The organism is Mesorhizobium sp. WSM4817 (assembly GCF_055811135.1).
The window spans coordinates 111978-127255 of the sequence record NZ_JBVVQQ010000023.1 but is presented as its reverse complement, the minus strand read 5'-3'; the positions used below and the strand labels follow the sequence as shown (position 1 = coordinate 127255).

Here is a 15278-nt window from a genome sequence, read left to right as displayed (position 1 = left end):
CAGTAGGGCAGTAGGGCAGTAGGGCAGTAGGGCAGTAGGGCAGTAGGGCAGTAGGGCAGTAGGGCAGTAGGGCAGTAGGGCAGGGGTTCGAGCGCCCTTAAACATATTGCCCTACTGCCCTACTGCCTTATTCCCCTTAGCCACTCATTCCCCAGCGCCAGGGCGTCGGTAATCTCGAAGCGTTCGGCAACGCCGACACGGATGATGTTCAGGCTGCCCTCACGGGTGTAGCGGAATTCACCTGATGCATTCGAGCCGGCGGGCCGACCGGCCTGGAATCTGATGACGCGGGTGCCGCCATCGGGCCAGGTCACGGTGACCTCGGCTTTGTCGCCCGTGTGGACAACGCCTGCCTTGCAACTGGTCATCGGCTGGCCGACATGGCGCGCGCAAGGAATCTCGTTGCGGGCACCCAGGGCCGGCGCGGGCCTGCCTGGCGGCTGCAGCCGCGCAACGGTTTGCGCGTTGGCCGGAGGCGCCGCATTGGCGGCGCGATTGCGGATGGGCTTGTCCGCTGCCGCGGGCGCCTGCGTCTCGCCGGCCGAAGGATTTTCGCTGGCAAAAAGCGCCAGGCGGTAAGCATCCTCGATGGCCGCCCTGCCGATTGCCTCAACGGCAGTCATCGTGGGTTCGCGACCGGTCGCATCCAGGCGCGCCGTCAGGTCCGGCGGCGGCTGATCTGCAGTTGCCGGGTTCGAGTCGCCGGCTGCCGCGGCCGTGCTTTCGCCGGTCGCTTCGATGTCCGCATCCGTAACGGCCGCCGGATTCTCGGGGTTCAGGTAGCGCGCGGGAGCCCATCCCGCCAGTTGCGGGTTGTCGATTTCTGCAACCTTGCACCAGCGGTGGCCATTGACGTCGTTGCAGCCGAGATTGTTGACGCTCGTGCCATTCGGCAGCCGAGCCTTGATCTTGCCCATCGCCGATGCCGTGGCGCGGACGTTCAGGAGATCGCCCGGAGCGAGGTCGGTCACGATGGAGACGAACGGCGCTTCCTCGGCCCTGGCCGGCAGCAGCGCCGTCAGCAGGAGAGGGGCGGCAATCAGCAGCGTCGTCCGGAGCGTAACTGTGCGCCTCATCATTTTGGCCGTGGGCGATAGAAGCATTTCCGTAGGCGCGGCCAGGCACGGAATCACCACCGCATTCCAGGACGATTCTATAAGCGACGACATGGCGCTATGTAAGCCGGAAAATGCGGCTGGGGAATGGTGTTCGGTCCGCGGCATGAGCAAGCTCAGCGTGCGGCATGAACGCGTTGCGTTCAGCCTAGCGGCATGAACGCGTCCCGCGTTCAGCCGGACATGAACGCGTTGCGCGTTCAGCCGGACATAAATCCGGTGCGCAGCGCGTAGGCCCATTCCGGCCGTCCCGCCTGTTCGGCCTGCCGCGCTGCCGCCTCATGGTCATAGTCGACGGCGATGGCTTCGAAGCGGTCGGAGCGGCCCGGCCCACCCAATTCGACGATGCCGTAGCGTGCATGCGGAGAGCCTTGCTCGGAGACATGCGCCGGTGGCGTGTCGTCGCCATAAGCGGGGCAGCCGATGCTGCCCGGATTGAAGACCACCGGGCCGTCGGGGATACGGATCAGTTCGCTGCGGTGGCTGTGGCCACACAGCACGATGCGGCAAGCCGGATCGAGCGCGGCCAGCCGCCGCTTGATGGCGACTAGCGGCGCGCGGACCAGCCGGCCGTCGGCCATCGTATCGGTCAGGTATTTTTCGTCATGGTCGGGTCTGGCATGAAAGGCGGTCACTGTTGGGGCGACCTCCAGCGTGAGCGGCAAGGCCAACAGTGCCTCGCGCTGGACCGATGTCAGCCGTTCCTGCGCATAGCGGTCGGACGGCCACATGGCTTCATCCGCGGTATCGCGGGCGACGCGGCGGTCGTGGTTGCCGCGCACTGTCGGCAGGGCGAGCGCTTCAAGCCGCTCCATGGTTTCGCGCGGCCAGAGCGGGCCGGAGACGCAATCGCCGAGATTGACTGTAAGATCGGCACCACCGCGCTGCCGCAGATCGTCGAGCACGGCGTCCAGGGCGAGGATGTTGCCGTGGATATCGGCGAGAACGGCAATGCGCATGGGAAGCTCCGTTGGCAGGGCAGCGTTTCCTCGCCCTCGCGAAGCGGGGGAGAACTGACCGCCCCCGGGTCTTGCCTTTGGCAAGCCCGAGGACAGGCTCCGCGGCCGGAGAGGGGCTCTTCGCAGAGCCGCGTCGATAGAATGAAGCTTCTTTGAACGATTGGAGAGCGTCAAGGCCCCTCTCCGTCTCGGCTTCGCCGAGACACCTCTCCCCACTTTGTGAGGCGAGGAACCCAGGTTCCGAGAAATCCGCTCCTTAACTGGCGGTCCCGGAGTGGTGTTAGGCGCGGACTTCGATCTCGGAGGCGCCGACCGCGGGCAGAGCTGGGTCGTCGACGGCTGCGGCAATGACGCTATCGAGCAGGCCGGGAAAGCGGGCATTGAGATCGTCGCGGCGCAGCGTGATCAGCCGGCTGGTGCCGACGACCTCGGTGCGGGTGACGCCGGCCTCGCGCAATTTGGCCAGGTGGTAACTGAGATTGGTCTTTGAGCCGAGATCGAGGAACTGGCTGCAATTCAGCGGCACGCCCTCCTTGCTGGCGAGATAGCGCACGATGGCCAGCCGGGTGGGATCGCCGAGCACGGCAAGCACGTTCGGCAGGCTGATCTGGTCGGCGGTGGGGTGGGGCAGCGTCATGCCGGAGAACTAAGCGCAATCAGGGCCGATTTCAACGCCTCTCCTCCTGGTGGATGCCCCCAGTTTCCACGTCCCGCTACCTTAGTCCTGACATGGAGCTGTCAGCAGGGTTCGGCTATTCTCGGGCGGCTCATTGACAACATGTGCCATTATGTACAATTGTTCAATAACTTTTGAACTAAGGAAGAGTTCATGGACAAGCGCCTCTTCTGGCTTGCGCTCGGATCATTCACGATCGCGACCGAAGGCTTCGTCATTTCAAGCCTGTTGCCCGACATCGCGGCCGATGCCGCCATCTCGGTCCCGCTCGCCGGGACGCTGATCACCGCCTTCGCGCTCGCCTATGCGCTCGGCGCGCCGATCCTGGCGACGCTGACCGGCGAATGGGACAGGCGACGCGTCATCTTGTGGACGCTGGTGTTTTTCGTTCTGGGCAATCTGGCGGCGGCGCTGAGCTCCTCCTTCGAACTGCTGCTGATCGCGCGCATCGTCATGGCGCTGTCGTCCGGCCTGTTTGCGGCGACGGCGCAGGGTACGGCCGTGGCGCTTGTCGATGATCATCACCGCGCCCGCGCCATTGCCGTCGTTGTCGGCGGCACTACGGTGGCGGTGGCGGTCGGCGCGCCGCTCGGCGCGCTTGTCGCGACGTTTGCCGGCTGGCGCGGCACGTTCTTTGCCATCGCCGGGCTCGGCGCACTGGCCGGCGCAATCCTGTGGTACCGGCTGCCGCGCGGCATCGTCGGCACCAAGCTGCCGCTCAGGCAGCGGCTGGCCGCAACGCTTCGCCCCGGCGTGCCGTCGATCCTGCTGACCACGCTGCTGGCGCTCACCGGCGCTTTCACGGTCTTTGCCTTTGTCGCGCCGCTAGCCATCGAAGGCGGCGGCTTGAGCCCGATCGCGCTGCCCGGCATGCTGCTTGCGTTCGGTGTCGGCGCCGTCATCGGCAACATCGCCGGCGGGCAGGCCGCCGACCGCTTCGGCGCGACGCGCACCGTCAGCTGGTCGCTGGCGCTGAGTGCGGTCATGCTGGTGATGCTTTCGGTCATTCCGGCCTTCCTGCCGCACAGCATCGCCGGGCCGGCGCTGATGGCCATGATGGTGCCGTGGGGCATCGTCGGCTGGGCCTTCCCGCCGGCGCAGGCCAGCCGCATCATCAGGTTGGCGCCCGACGCAGCGCCCATCGTGCTGTCGCTCAACGCTTCGGCGCTCTATCTCGGCGTGGCGCTGGGCGCCGTCGTCGGCGGCGCGGTGCTGCGCTATGGCGCGCCGGCTGATCTCGGCCTGGTCGCAGCGGTGTTCCCGATCCTGGGTCTTGGCGTCATGCTGGCCGGCCACCGGGCCGCCCGGGCGGTGGCCATGCCGGCGGAGTAAAGGAAGATCGCGGAAGCGTGGCGCTGTCCTCATCGCGCTGCCGGGCAGAATTTGGATTCCTCTCCCCCACTCACATCTAGCGCAGCAAGGAACCCAGGGTCCTGTAACCCCACACTACTTCCAGGTCCGGCGCCTCTCGATCTCGGCATTGGATGGCTGTTGCTGGGCGAAGGATCCAGTCTTGATCTCACCGGCGCGTTCATAGCTCGCTATGATGACGCCGGTGGTCGATGCCTGTGAGCGGTTCAGCTTGAAAGCCGCCGGGATTGCGCCGCTGCCAAACAGCCGCTTGCCCTTGCCCAGTACCAGCGGGAAGGTCAGCAGGCTGATCTCGTCGATCAGGTCGTTGGCGAGCAAGGTCTGGACGAGTTCGCTCGATCCCTGGATGAGCAGGTCCGGCCCGTCCTCCTGCTTGAACTGGCGCAGGGTAGCCACGACGTCGTCGCCAAGCGACTGGCTGTTTTGCCACGACAGCGTGTCGGGCCGGTGGGTGGCCACATATTTGGTGACGGCGTTGAAACGGTCGGCGATCGGATCGTCTTTCTGGTATGGCCAATGCGCGGCGAAGATGTCGTAGGTCTTGCGGCCGAGGAGCAGCGCGAAGGGTTTTGCGAAGGTCTCACCAATAAAGGCGCCCCCGACGTCGTCCCAGTAATGGAACGTCCAGCCACCGAATTCGAAGCCGCCGACCGGGTCTTCTTGCGGCCCACCGGGCGCCTGCATGACGCCGTCGAGGCTGACGAATGTCGCAGTGGTGATCTTCCTCATTGGATTCTCCCTTTAATCATCCGAGCCGTTGCCGCCGGATTTCGGCCAAAGGACGTGCGAGCGGACGCCTGCCCGACAGGGCCGGAAAATTTCTGGGCTCCGGCGCATGTCGAGCGGCAAGCACGGGACGCCTCGACGCGGCGACGTCATTGCGACCGGCTGCCGCCAACACTTTGCGACGAGAACCAGACGTCGCCGATGACGGCGGTGGCGGTGCGGTCCGGTGCCTTGTCGGCCGTCAGCCAGATCTTTCGGCTGCGTGCCGCCTTGTCGCGGTCGATTTTTGTCGAGGCCGCCGAGGCGCCGATGCAAGGGATAAACCATGATCGCATGAACGGATCGCAGGCAAACCCCTTATCCGTGCGTGTCACCATCACCGCGAGGCCAATGCGCTCGGCCGGACGCCACGGAAAGACCATGCGGCCGCCGGGCTTCAGCGCCTTCAGCCATTCGGCTGGGGGTGCCGCAACGCCGGCATTGACATAGATGATGTCGGACGGTGGCAGGCCGCCGACGACCGCATCGCCATGGATGGCGGTCACATTGCCGTAGGCTTCGAGATTCTTGATCGCACGTTCGGCGAGACTGGAATCCAGTTCGAAAGCGGTGACTGCGCCGCCCGGCGAAACCAGTTTTGCCAGCAGAGCTGTGTAATAGCCGGTGCCGGCGCCGACATGAGTGACGGCCTCGCCGGGTTTTGGCGCCACCTTGCCAATCCACATGGCATGCAGGAACGGCTCGCCATTGTTGATGCCCTTTTCGGCGTCGAGCGACACCAGCACGTTCTGATAGATGTGAACAGGATCGGCGCTCGGCGTTTCTACCTTGCCGTTGCCGGCGACGACCGTCCACGGCCCGGGCCCGAGAAAAGCTTCGCGCGGCACCGCGGCGAACATGTCCTCGAGACGCGGATCGGCCGAACCTGCATTGGCAGCCATCAGTCGCGCGTAGAATTTTCTGGCTTCGGCAATTCTGGTCATGTCGCGTGAGAAGATAGCGCGATTGACCGAATTGTCGCGCAGCCCCACGAGATCACTCAATGCATGGTCGAGAAAACCCTCAGCCGACGCGGCGAAGCACGGCGCCGTGCGCTGCTCAAAGATTATATGCAGCTTGTCGCCGACCTGATCGAGAACGGCAACGAGGCCCGGTCGACATCGCGGCGCGGCTCGGCGTCGCCCAGCCGACGGTGGCCAAGATGCGGACGCGGCCGACGGTCCTGCCGGAACCGCCGCGCTGCCGCGGCGTTTGAGATCGTGCCAGCAATTGGCGCGAGACCGAGGAGGATACGATGGGCGTTGAACAGGCACCGACAGCGAAGGGCAAGCAAGCGGCCAAGGGATTGAAGCAGGCTGCGGCGAAGGACGAACGCAAGACCGAAGCGGATACTGGACGCCCGCTCAAGAAGGGCGGGGCCCGCTTCGAGGAGCGCTCGAAAAGCTCGGACGGCAAGAGCGCGGGCACCAAGCAGAAGATCTGAGCGTGACTGACCAAGTCCAAGACCAAAAAAAGCGCCGGCAGGGCTCTCAGCCGCGGGTGTCGTGCACGGACTGACCCCAGAGCCGGCGGGCCCGTCATGCGAAAAATACTGTGACTTGGCGCAACCATTGGGATAATTGTTTGTTGGGTCGGATCGGGCCATGAGATCGGCAAGGTACCGATACGTGCATCGCGGGGAGTTGCCATGCTCTGGAAAGGTCGTCGTCAAAGTGACAATGTCGAGGACCAACGCGGCCAGGGCGGCGGGCTCAACCTGCCGCGCGGCGGCCCCGGCCGTCTCCGCATCCCGATCGGCGGCCGCTCCGGCGGCGGAATGTCGCTGTCGACCATCATCATTCTCGTGGTCCTCTATTTCGGGCTGAAGGCCATCGGCATCGACCCGCTTCAGATCCTGGCCGGTGGCGGCTTGGTGCCGGGTGGCGGCGGTCAGATCACCGACAACAGCGGAGAACAGGGCGGTGGCACCGGGGCACCCGCCTCCGACGAGATGAAGCAGTTCGTTTCGACTGTCCTGGCCGAGACCGAGGACACCTGGACCGGCATTTTCCGGGCCGAGGGCCTGACCTACGAGGACCCCAAGCTGGTCCTGTTCAGCGCGCAGATCCGTTCGGCTTGCGGCTTCGCCTCGTCCGCGGCCGGCCCGTTCTACTGCCCCGGCGACCGCAAGGTCTATCTCGACACCACCTTCTTCCAGCAGCTCGACCAGCAATTCGGCGCTTCGGGCGATTTTGCCCAAGCCTATGTGATCGCGCATGAGGTCGGCCACCATGTCCAGAACCTCACCGGCATCCTGCCCAAGTTCAACCAGATGCGGCAGCAGATGGGCGAGGCCGAGGCCAACCACATGTCGGTGCAGGTCGAGCTCCAGGCGGATTGCTTCGCCGGCGTCTGGGCGCATTTCACCGGGCAGAAAGGCATTCTGGAACAGGGCGACATGGACGAGGCGCTGAACGCCGCCCAGCAGATCGGCGACGACACGATGCAGAAGAAGATGCAGGGCTATGTCGTGCCGGAAAGCTTCAACCATGGCACCTCGCAGCAGCGTCAAACCTGGCTGGCACGCGGCTACAAGAGCGGCAAGCTGTCGGACTGCGATACGTTCAACACCCCGATCTGAGGTGTTTGGGCTCTCGTTGAAATGGCGTTGAAAGGGGCGGCGGTGCAGCCGCGCTCATGTCGACAGTTGATGTCAGGATGAAAATTCCTGGCCTGTTCCCTTATTGTTCTGTGGGGCTTGCTCGCCTATAACGAGCTTTCCACCTTCGCTGCGAGGCGGCTCCAGGAGTCGATACCGTCATGATCGAAGCCAAAACCGCCAGGCGGGGCCTTGCGCTTGTTTTCACCACGCTGCTGCTCGACATCACCGGCATCGGCATCATCATGCCGGTGCTGCCGGCCTATCTGCAGGAACTGACCGGCGTCGGGGTCAGCGAAGCGGCGATCGAAGGCGGCTGGCTGTTCTTCGTCTATGCGGCCATGCAGTTCCTGTTCGCGCCGCTGGTCGGCAATCTCAGCGACCGCTTCGGCCGTCGTCCGATCCTGCTGGCCTCGGTGCTGACCTTCGCCGTCGACAATCTGATCTGCGCGGTGGCCTGGTCCTATTGGGTCCTGTTCATCGGCCGGGTGCTGGCCGGCATCAGCGGCGCCAGCTATTCGACCGCCTCCGCCTTCATCGCCGATGTCAGCACCGACGAGAACAGGGCGAAGAATTTCGGCCTGCTTGGCATCGCCTTCGGCGTCGGTTTCGTCATCGGCCCGGTGCTGGGCGGGTTGCTCGGCGAATTCGGGCCGCGCGTGCCGTTCTGGGGCGCGGCGGTGCTTGCTCTGATCAACTTCATCGTCGGCTGGTTCTTCCTGCCGGAAACGCTGGAGCAGCATCACCGGCGCCGCTTCGAATGGCGCCGCGCCAATCCTCTCGGCGCCCTGAAGCAGATGCGCAATTACAAGGGGATCGGCTGGATCGGCCTGGTGTTCTTCCTGATGACGCTCGGTCACATGATGTACCCTGCCGTGTGGTCGTTCGTCGGCAGTTACCGCTACGGCTGGAGCGAACAGCAGATCGGCTTCTCACTCGGCGTCTTCGGCCTTGGCGGGGCGTTGGTGATGGGTTTTGTCCTGCCGCGCGTCATCCCACGGCTCGGCGAATGGCGGACCGCCGCCATCGGCCTTGCTTTTACCGCGCTCGCCGCCTTCGGCTATGCCGCGGCGTGGAAGGGCTGGATGATCTATGCGGTGATCGTGGCGACCTGCCTCGAGGCGCTGGCCGATCCGCCGCTGCGGAGCCTGGCGGCGGCCAAGGTGCCGCCCTCCGCGCAAGGCGAACTGCAAGGTGCGATGACGAGCGTGTTTTCGATCACCAGCATCATAACGCCGCTGCTTTATACGGGAATCTTCGCCTGGTTCACCGGGCCGAGCGCGCCGGTGACGTTCGGCGGCGCGCCCTTTGTGCTCGGCGGTATCTTTCTTGCTTTGTCGCTGATCGCGTTTGTGCTCAGGGTCGAGAAGCCGAGCGCGGTGAGGGACGTCACGACGGCGACGGTGCGAACCTGAATCAGGCGCGCTCCGCCAGCGCCGGCTCGCCGCGCTTTTCGCGGATGAGATTGACGAAGCGGCGGAACAGATAATGCGAGTCCTGCGGGCCCGGCGAGGCTTCGGGATGATGCTGGACCGAAAACACCGGCCTGCCAGTCAGGGTGATGCCGCAGTTCGAGCCGTCGAACAGCGAGACATGGGTTTCTTCGACGCCCGTGGGCAACGAGCCGGCATCGACGGCAAAGCCGTGGTTCATCGAGACGATCTCAACCTTGCCGGTGGTGTGATCCTTGACCGGATGATTGGCGCCGTGATGGCCTTGATGCATTTTGGCGGTCCTGCCGCCAAGCGCCAGCGCCAGCATCTGGTGGCCGAGGCAGATGCCGAAGACCGGGATGTCGGTCTTCAGCAAGTCCTGGATGACCGGAACGGCATAGTCGCCAGTGGCTTCCGGGTCGCCGGGACCGTTGGAGAGAAAGATGCCGTCGGGCCGCATGGCGAGGATATCCTCGGCGCCGGTGTTGGCCGGCACCACGGTGACCTTGGCGCCCAGGCCGGCAAGCAGGCGCAATATGTTGCGTTTTACGCCGTAGTCGATGGCGACGACATGCATGGACGGATCGGTCTGTTCGCCAAAGCCCTCGTCCCAGACCCACGGCGTCTCGCGCCAGACCGAGGACTGGCCGGAAGTGACGTCCTTGGCCAGGTCAAGCCCGATCAGGCCGGACCAGGCAGCGGCGCGGCGCTTCAGCTCCTCGATGTCGAAGATGCCGTCGGGCGCGTGCGCGATGACGGCGTTGGGCATGCCCTTTTCGCGGATCAGCGCGGTCAGCGCGCGGGTGTCGATGCCCGAAAGCGCCACTATGCCGCGTTTCTTCAGCCATTGGTCAAGACCAGAAGCGGCGCGATAGCTGGACGGATTGGTGACGTCGGCCTTGAACACGGCGCCGACTGCGCCGGCGCGGGCAACCGGGTTGAGATCCTCGATGTCCTCGTCATTGGTGCCGATATTGCCGATATGCGGAAAGGTGAAGGTGACGATCTGGCCGGCATAGGACGGGTCGGTGAGGATTTCCTGATAGCCTGTCAGCGCGGTGTTGAAGCAGACTTCGGCGACGGCGGAGCCGGTGGCGCCAAGGCCGCGGCCCTCGATGACGGTGCCGTCGGCCAGCACCAGCAGGGCGGTCGGCTTCTCGGTGGCCCAAGTGGGGGTCGACGCGGCGGTCATCGTTGCCATGGCGGCACTCCTAAAGGCTGCGCCCTTCAATCGGTCCGGCGAACCATTCTGCGCAGCAAACCGCGCGCAGCGGCGATTTCGCAGCCAGCGCGCGCAACAAAAACTCAGTTCATGCAAGGCCCAGTACATAGGGGAAGGCGCCAGAGCGGTCAATGATGCTACGCCCGCAGGCGCGATTTATTTCGTCGAACAATATCAGCGGTTTGCCGGGCGGCGTCGAATTTGCCTTGGGCTTTCGGCACGGCTATTGTCCGTCGCATTCGAAGGAGAAAGCATCATGCGCGGCAAAATCGCTGAATCTCTGAAGAGCGCGATGAAGGCGCAGGACAAGCGCCGGCTGCCGACATTGCGGCTGATCCAGGCGGCCATTCACGACCGCGACATCGCCAATCGCGGCGCCGGCAAGGAGCCGGCCAGCGACGACGAGATCCTGCAGATACTGGCCAAGATGGTGAAGCAGCGCGAAGAGTCGGCCAAGGCTTTCGACGACGGCAAGCGGCCGGAGCTTGCCGCGCAGGAGCGCGACGAGATGGCCATCATCCGCGATTTCCTGCCGACGCAACTGGGCCAGGCAGAGACCGAAACGGCGATCCGCGCCGCCATCGCCGAGACCGGCGCCAGCAGCGTCAAGGACATGGGCAAGGTTATGGCCGTGCTCAAGGAGAAATACGCCGGCCAAATGGATTTCTCCAAGGCGAGCGGGATCGTCAAGGGACTGCTGCAGTAGGATTTTGCCGCTGCAGCGAGCTCGTAAGGCATTGGAGGAGGCGACAGCGAGGCGCCAGCCCTGGCCGCATATGATTGATTCTCAGGCGCTCTTCGGTTTCTGAGAGCGGGCGGGGCGGGCGGCAGCTCGCACCGACAGGTTCAGTGCCACGGCGGCGCGAATGAGCGCCTTCAACGCCTCTTCATCGATCTTGTCGCCCTCATGGATGTCGATGGCGCGCCTGGTGTTGCCTTCGAGGCTGGAGTTGAAGAGGCCAGATGGGTCCTCCAGCGTGGCGCCCCTGGCGAAAGTCATTTTCACGACATTCTTGTAGGTCTCACCGGTGCAGATAATTCCGGCGTGTTCCCACACCGGAACCCCTCTCCACTTCCACTCCTCGACCACTTCGGGATCGACCTGCTTGATGAGGGTTCGGATCCGAGCGAGCATCTCGCCCCGCCAATCGCTCAGCTCTTTGATTCTCGCATCTATCAATTGAGAGGGGGTGTCTCCTCCTGCTCCCTCCGTCGAGCCGCCCTTCTTCATGGCTGTTGTCGCTTTGGTCATGATTGGTCCCAGTGGCTTTGTGAACGTTCGACGTCCGGCGTCTGGCGTACGCATCGATGCGGCGAGCCGTTTGCCGTTCCGGCGCGAGCAACAAACTCTCGACGTCGAAGAGGAACCTTCGTCGCTCCAGACCCGTTTTGCAACCAGGATCATACGAAAAATGGAGCTTCGATTTGGCGGCGCGTTTGTTGAACATTTTCGGCGCCGCCACCAGCGCCGGCGCCTATTCGCCAGGGCAGGAACAAGCCCCCGCGGTGTTTCGGCGCCATGGGCTCGCAGAGGCGCTCGCGAGCCGAGGCAGAACCATCAGGGATCATAGCGATGTTGCATCGTTCCGGTGGCGACCGGACTCTTCGCGGCCGCAGGCCATGAACCTGGAGGCCGTGCGCGGGGCCTGTGACTTGGTCGCAAGCCACGTGGCGACGGCGATTTCGGCGCAGGAAGACGTGCTTGTTTTGGGCGGCGATTGTACCGTGGAGTTGGGCACGGTCGCCGGGGCGAACGCGGCCGGCGCGCGGATCGGACTCGTCTACATGGACTTTGACGCCGATCTCAACACACCTGACACGAGCGACGGCGCCTTGGACTGGACTGGTGTCGCCCATCTGCTCAACATCCCGGGATGCGAGTCTTCGCTCGCGGGGCTCGGCCCAACTCGTCCGATGCTCGTGCCTCAGCAACTTCTCTATTTCGGCGTCGAGAATATCACTCCGCCTGAAGCCGCCGCGATCAGAGATCACGCGATCAAGGTCATTTCGCGTGAGGAAGCTTTGATTGATATCGAGGCGGCGGCGGCGCGCGCGGCCGAATGGGCGGCGCGCTTTGACTGTGTGCTTATTCACTTCGATGCCGATGTGCTCTCCTTTATCGATTTCCCGATTGCTGAGAATGTGCGCCGTTGCCACGGTCTCAAACTGGAGCAAGCCGCCTTCGTGCTAAAGCAGTTGACCGCTCTGCAGCAATGGCGCGGCCTGACCGTCACAGAAGTTAATCCGGCCCATGCGCCAGACGAGCCCACCGCGTTTGCACGCCTGAATGAGGTGCTTGCAGACGCCCTTGGCTAATTCGTGATGCATCTCACAGTCGCCCGCCTGGCAATTGGCTGGCTTGCTTCACCCAGGCGGCGAACTGGGCTTCGTCGAGCTGGTCCTCATAAATGTCGAGGTAGCGCACGTCCTTGTGCCTGGACTCGCCGGGAGGAACAGGACGCAGTGACGTGCCCCGGAAGAAGGTCACTTTGACGTAGCGGGTGAAGACATGAAACGACAGGAACCAGCCCTGGCCTTCGATGCCGTAAAACGGCGAGTTCCATTTGACGGCCTTGTGCACGCCGGGGACGGTGCGCACGATGATTGCGTCGAGGCGGCGCCCGACATCGCTTTTCCAGCCCGGCATGGCCGCGATGTAGGCCTGCACCGGGGCGTCACCTTCGGCCTTCGCGATCTGGGGGTTGCCGCCTGCGAGGAGTGCCGGCTTCGCTTCCTTCCCGGACTGCGGCTTCGGCGTCGCCTTGCGCGGTTTGGTTGCCGCGCCCCGCTCGGCGGCGGCCTTCGCCGACTTCTCGGACCTGTGGTCGGCCATTGTGTTCACTCCAAAGTAGGTGGACCCAATCGATGACATTTGATTTTAGAAAGCCGCCCCTGAAGATCAACTTCAGAATCCGAGGGCGGCAGCGGAGCGATCGTACGTCATGGTTGAACTCGTCAAACCGGCGCTTGAACATCTGCCGTCGTACAAGGCCGCCCTTGAGCGCGGCTGGTCGCCGGACAATGTGCGGCTAATGGAGGCGACGCGCGAGCAGCTTGCGGCCATCGAAAAGAATCCAACGGCCTTCCTCGCCGATCTCGACGACCCCGATGCCAAGGGTGGTCCGATCACCTTGCTTGATGGGACGAACGTGCCGCGCCTGCCGGGATTCCGGCGCTGGATCTGGGACGGCGAAGTCGCCGGCTCGATCGGCCTTCGCTGGCAGCGCGGCACCGCCGAGCTGCCGCCACATGTGCTCGGCCACATCGGCTATGCCGTAGTGCCATGGAAGCGGCGGCGCGGCCATGCGACAGAGGCAGTGAGGCTGATGCTCGGCGAGGCGAGGGCGCTCGGCCTGCCCTTCGTCGAGATCACCGCCAAGCCGGGTAATCTCGCCTCGCAGAAGGTGGTCCTGGCCAATGGCGGACGGCTCGTCGGGCGATTCTTCGAGGACGCTGCCTATGGCGGCGCCGAAAGCCTGCGCTATCGCATCGACCTGTAGCGCCTGCCGACTATTCGGCAGCGGCCGGCAGCGGCGGCATCGTGTTTCGGCGCCACTCCCAGATATGTGAGGCGAGCGCGACCGCCACGGCGACCAGCATGGCCATGGCGCCAACCACCGGCAGGCTGCGATAGCCATAACCGGCATTGAGCATGGCGGCGCCGAGCGAGGCGGCCAGCGCGATGCCGACATTGAAGCCGGCCGGGATAAGCGATGAGGCGAGATTGGAGGCGTCCGCCGTCCAGGTCAGGATACGGGTCTGGATCGGGGTGCCGATGGCAAAGCTGAGACCACCCCAGATAGTGATCGCAACGACCATCGGCACCGGGTACGGGCTGGCGGTGTAAACGACGGCAAGTGTCACCGCCTGCATGAAAAGCATGGTGATGAGCGACGGCATCAGTTTCCAGTCGGCGAGCCGCCCGCCAAGAAAGACGCCGATCGTCGCGCCGACACCGTTGAGCAGCAGCACCCAGGGCACCAGGCCCTCGCCGAGGCCGGTGACTTCAAGCAGCGTCGGCGTGATGTAGGTGAACAGGCCGAACTGGCCGATCATCAGCATCAGCATGAGGATTAGCGACGTCCAAACCTGCTGGCGTGCGAGCACGCGGACCTCGCTGCCGAAACTGACGGGCCGGCGCGACGATCCCGTCCGGCGCGGCAGGAGGGCGGCCATGGCGGCGATGGAAACCACACCAAGCGCGCACATCACCCAGAACGTCGCGCGCCACCCCCAAATATTGCCGATCGCCGTGCCGGCCGGCACGCCGATGACATTGGAGACCGTGAGGCCCGACAGGATGAGCGCCACGGCCATTCCACGCTGATCCTGGCGGGCCAGGCCGACCGCAACCACCATCGCGACGCCGAAGTAGGCGCCGTGCGCCACGGCCACTGCAATCCGCAACAGCAACATGGAGGCGAAGTCGGGCGCAAGGGCGCAGGCGGCCTGGCCGATGGTGAAGGCTGCGGTAAGGCCAAGCAGCAACGCCTTGCGGGAAAGCGTCTTGGTGGCGAGCGTCAACAGCGGTCCGCCGATCGCGATGCCGCCGGCGTAGCCGGAGACGAGATAGCCGGCGGTTGGGATGGAGACGCCAAGGCCGTCCGCCACCTGCGGCAGCACGCCGGCGATGACGAACTCGGTAGTGCCGAATGCGAACGCAGCGATGAACAGGGCGATGAGGGGAAGCATGGCGCGGGAAGGCGATCCTTGAACGAGATGGCTCAAATCACGGACGAGAGCGGCGGGCAATCCAGAAATTCTCGACGCCGCTTTAGGTTTTCTTCATCGGTTCAGCCAAGCTCCGGCCGCACAAGGCTAGACGGTCGTCGTCTTCCTTCCGTAGGGGATTTTCAACCACGCCCGCTCGTGAAAATAGTAGAGCAGCGATTTGGTGATGACCTCGGTCACGCCGATGGCCGCAGCGAGCTTGATGCTGCCCGTCACGATGAGCGAAATGATTATCGTGTCGACCGTGCCGGTGACGCGCCAGGAAAGCGCCTTGGCGAAACTGCGCGAATGGGTATCCATAGACTTTCTCCCGGCGGATTTTAAGCGATCCTTAGAGCGCCTTGCGTTCTGGTGGAACCAAAACCGCGCTCCAGGTCTTTGCTTGACGCGTGTTGTCCGACGCTAAG

17 protein-coding genes and 1 pseudogene are annotated in these 15278 nt (G+C 64.3%); 8 read left to right on the top strand and 10 right to left on the bottom strand.

All coding sequences use genetic code 11. From position 1 onward, the window contains the following. Positions 1 to 119: 119 nt before the first annotated feature. From AC0L2K_RS26775 to AC0L2K_RS26765, 3 genes are all read right to left on the bottom strand, one after another. Complete coding sequence (locus AC0L2K_RS26775; RefSeq protein ID WP_473532777.1) at positions 120 to 1076, bottom strand: SH3 domain-containing protein; 957 nt, start codon at positions 1074 to 1076, stop codon at positions 120 to 122. Positions 1077 to 1315: 239 nt separating this feature from the next. Next, the gene (locus AC0L2K_RS26770) at positions 1316 to 2074 is read right to left on the bottom strand and encodes a metallophosphoesterase family protein (protein WP_128247803.1); all 759 of its coding nucleotides are present in this window, start codon (positions 2072 to 2074) and stop codon (positions 1316 to 1318) included. 280 nt (positions 2075 to 2354) lie between these two features. Beyond that, positions 2355 to 2711, bottom strand: a complete 357-nt coding sequence (locus AC0L2K_RS26765; RefSeq protein WP_027151146.1) for an ArsR/SmtB family transcription factor — start codon at positions 2709 to 2711, stop codon at positions 2355 to 2357. A gap of 192 nt (positions 2712 to 2903) precedes the next feature. On the opposite strand from AC0L2K_RS26765, the gene AC0L2K_RS26760 reads away from it, so the two are divergent. Beyond that, positions 2904 to 4082: an MFS transporter gene (locus AC0L2K_RS26760; RefSeq protein ID WP_128247802.1), complete on the top strand. Its 1179-nt coding sequence runs from the start codon at positions 2904 to 2906 to the stop codon at positions 4080 to 4082. 114 nt (positions 4083 to 4196) lie between these two features. Here the strand turns inward: AC0L2K_RS26760 and AC0L2K_RS26755 are convergent, their stop codons facing one another. Together AC0L2K_RS26755 and AC0L2K_RS26750 are read right to left on the bottom strand one after the other, a co-directional pair. Next, complete coding sequence (locus AC0L2K_RS26755) at positions 4197 to 4850, bottom strand: dihydrofolate reductase family protein (protein ID WP_128247801.1); 654 nt, start codon at positions 4848 to 4850, stop codon at positions 4197 to 4199. A gap of 146 nt (positions 4851 to 4996) precedes the next feature. Then, a complete protein-coding gene (locus AC0L2K_RS26750; protein ID WP_473532780.1) occupies positions 4997 to 5830 on the bottom strand; it encodes a protein-L-isoaspartate O-methyltransferase family protein in 834 nt (277 codons plus the stop codon). Between the two features lie 93 nt (positions 5831 to 5923). Here AC0L2K_RS26750 and AC0L2K_RS26745 point away from each other — a divergent pair. The 4 genes and pseudogenes from AC0L2K_RS26745 to AC0L2K_RS26730 all read left to right on the top strand — a co-directional run. Then, positions 5924 to 6060 (top strand): annotated as a pseudogene (locus AC0L2K_RS26745) (manganese-binding transcriptional regulator MntR); the annotation flags it as partial. Between the two features lie 81 nt (positions 6061 to 6141). Continuing rightward, entirely contained in the window at positions 6142 to 6330 is a 189-nt protein-coding gene (locus tag AC0L2K_RS26740) for a hypothetical protein (RefSeq protein ID WP_023799765.1), read from the top strand. Positions 6331 to 6534: 204 nt separating this feature from the next. After that, a complete protein-coding gene (gene ypfJ / locus AC0L2K_RS26735; RefSeq protein ID WP_473532776.1) occupies positions 6535 to 7467 on the top strand; it encodes a KPN_02809 family neutral zinc metallopeptidase in 933 nt (310 codons plus the stop codon). 179 nt (positions 7468 to 7646) lie between these two features. Next, the gene (locus tag AC0L2K_RS26730) at positions 7647 to 8900 is read left to right on the top strand and encodes a TCR/Tet family MFS transporter (RefSeq protein ID WP_128247800.1); all 1254 of its coding nucleotides are present in this window, start codon (positions 7647 to 7649) and stop codon (positions 8898 to 8900) included. A 1-nt stretch (position 8901) separates the two neighbouring features. Here AC0L2K_RS26730 and carA read toward each other — a convergent pair whose 3' ends face one another. Beyond that, on the bottom strand, positions 8902 to 10119 hold the full coding sequence (gene carA, locus AC0L2K_RS26725) for a glutamine-hydrolyzing carbamoyl-phosphate synthase small subunit (protein ID WP_128171088.1): 1218 nt from the start codon (positions 10117 to 10119) through the stop codon (positions 8902 to 8904). Positions 10120 to 10396: 277 nt separating this feature from the next. On the opposite strand from carA, the gene AC0L2K_RS26720 reads away from it, so the two are divergent. Continuing rightward, positions 10397 to 10846 carry a GatB/YqeY domain-containing protein gene (locus AC0L2K_RS26720; protein WP_031255180.1) on the top strand — a complete coding sequence of 150 codons (450 nt, stop codon included), beginning with the start codon at positions 10397 to 10399 and terminating at the stop codon, positions 10844 to 10846. 81 nt (positions 10847 to 10927) lie between these two features. Here AC0L2K_RS26720 and AC0L2K_RS26715 read toward each other — a convergent pair whose 3' ends face one another. Then, complete coding sequence (locus AC0L2K_RS26715; RefSeq protein WP_031255178.1) at positions 10928 to 11392, bottom strand: DUF1801 domain-containing protein; 465 nt, start codon at positions 11390 to 11392, stop codon at positions 10928 to 10930. Between the two features lie 173 nt (positions 11393 to 11565). Between AC0L2K_RS26715 and AC0L2K_RS26710 the strand changes: the two genes are divergently transcribed. After that, entirely contained in the window at positions 11566 to 12456 is an 891-nt protein-coding gene (locus AC0L2K_RS26710) for an arginase family protein (protein ID WP_473532775.1), read from the top strand. Positions 12457 to 12469: 13 nt separating this feature from the next. Here AC0L2K_RS26710 and AC0L2K_RS26705 read toward each other — a convergent pair whose 3' ends face one another. Beyond that, complete coding sequence (locus AC0L2K_RS26705) at positions 12470 to 12973, bottom strand: DUF1801 domain-containing protein (protein WP_287230909.1); 504 nt, start codon at positions 12971 to 12973, stop codon at positions 12470 to 12472. Between the two features lie 109 nt (positions 12974 to 13082). On the opposite strand from AC0L2K_RS26705, the gene AC0L2K_RS26700 reads away from it, so the two are divergent. Then, positions 13083 to 13640 (top strand): GNAT family N-acetyltransferase, encoded by a 558-nt coding sequence (locus AC0L2K_RS26700; protein WP_287230912.1) that lies wholly within the window; start codon positions 13083 to 13085, stop codon positions 13638 to 13640. Positions 13641 to 13650: 10 nt separating this feature from the next. On the opposite strand, the gene AC0L2K_RS26695 is transcribed toward AC0L2K_RS26700, so the two are convergent. Further along, positions 13651 to 14832, bottom strand: a complete 1182-nt coding sequence (locus AC0L2K_RS26695; RefSeq protein ID WP_473532774.1) for an MFS transporter — start codon at positions 14830 to 14832, stop codon at positions 13651 to 13653. A 126-nt stretch (positions 14833 to 14958) separates the two neighbouring features. Then, positions 14959 to 15171 (bottom strand): DUF2061 domain-containing protein, encoded by a 213-nt coding sequence (locus tag AC0L2K_RS26690; protein ID WP_023799755.1) that lies wholly within the window; start codon positions 15169 to 15171, stop codon positions 14959 to 14961. Positions 15172 to 15278 lie beyond the last annotated feature (107 nt).

What these genes read in the sequence shown, in the direction of transcription:
- AC0L2K_RS26775 (WP_473532777.1), bottom strand. Translation starts at nt 1,076, where the DNA reads ATGAGGCGCACAGTTACGCTCCGGACGACGCTGCTGATTGCCGCCCCT.
- AC0L2K_RS26770 (WP_128247803.1), bottom strand. Translation starts at nt 2,074, where the DNA reads ATGCGCATTGCCGTTCTCGCCGATATCCACGGCAACATCCTCGCCCTG.
- AC0L2K_RS26765 (WP_027151146.1), bottom strand. Translation starts at nt 2,711, where the DNA reads ATGACGCTGCCCCACCCCACCGCCGACCAGATCAGCCTGCCGAACGTG.
- AC0L2K_RS26760 (WP_128247802.1), top strand. Translation starts at nt 2,904, where the DNA reads ATGGACAAGCGCCTCTTCTGGCTTGCGCTCGGATCATTCACGATCGCG.
- AC0L2K_RS26755 (WP_128247801.1), bottom strand. Translation starts at nt 4,850, where the DNA reads ATGAGGAAGATCACCACTGCGACATTCGTCAGCCTCGACGGCGTCATG.
- AC0L2K_RS26750 (WP_473532780.1), bottom strand. Translation starts at nt 5,830, where the DNA reads ATGACCAGAATTGCCGAAGCCAGAAAATTCTACGCGCGACTGATGGCT.
- AC0L2K_RS26740 (WP_023799765.1), top strand. Translation starts at nt 6,142, where the DNA reads ATGGGCGTTGAACAGGCACCGACAGCGAAGGGCAAGCAAGCGGCCAAG.
- ypfJ (WP_473532776.1), top strand. Translation starts at nt 6,535, where the DNA reads ATGCTCTGGAAAGGTCGTCGTCAAAGTGACAATGTCGAGGACCAACGC.
- AC0L2K_RS26730 (WP_128247800.1), top strand. Translation starts at nt 7,647, where the DNA reads ATGATCGAAGCCAAAACCGCCAGGCGGGGCCTTGCGCTTGTTTTCACC.
- carA (WP_128171088.1), bottom strand. Translation starts at nt 10,119, where the DNA reads ATGGCAACGATGACCGCCGCGTCGACCCCCACTTGGGCCACCGAGAAG.
- AC0L2K_RS26720 (WP_031255180.1), top strand. Translation starts at nt 10,397, where the DNA reads ATGCGCGGCAAAATCGCTGAATCTCTGAAGAGCGCGATGAAGGCGCAG.
- AC0L2K_RS26715 (WP_031255178.1), bottom strand. Translation starts at nt 11,392, where the DNA reads ATGACCAAAGCGACAACAGCCATGAAGAAGGGCGGCTCGACGGAGGGA.
- AC0L2K_RS26705 (WP_287230909.1), bottom strand. Translation starts at nt 12,973, where the DNA reads ATGGCCGACCACAGGTCCGAGAAGTCGGCGAAGGCCGCCGCCGAGCGG.
- AC0L2K_RS26700 (WP_287230912.1), top strand. Translation starts at nt 13,083, where the DNA reads ATGGTTGAACTCGTCAAACCGGCGCTTGAACATCTGCCGTCGTACAAG.
- AC0L2K_RS26695 (WP_473532774.1), bottom strand. Translation starts at nt 14,832, where the DNA reads ATGCTTCCCCTCATCGCCCTGTTCATCGCTGCGTTCGCATTCGGCACT.
- AC0L2K_RS26690 (WP_023799755.1), bottom strand. Translation starts at nt 15,171, where the DNA reads ATGGATACCCATTCGCGCAGTTTCGCCAAGGCGCTTTCCTGGCGCGTC.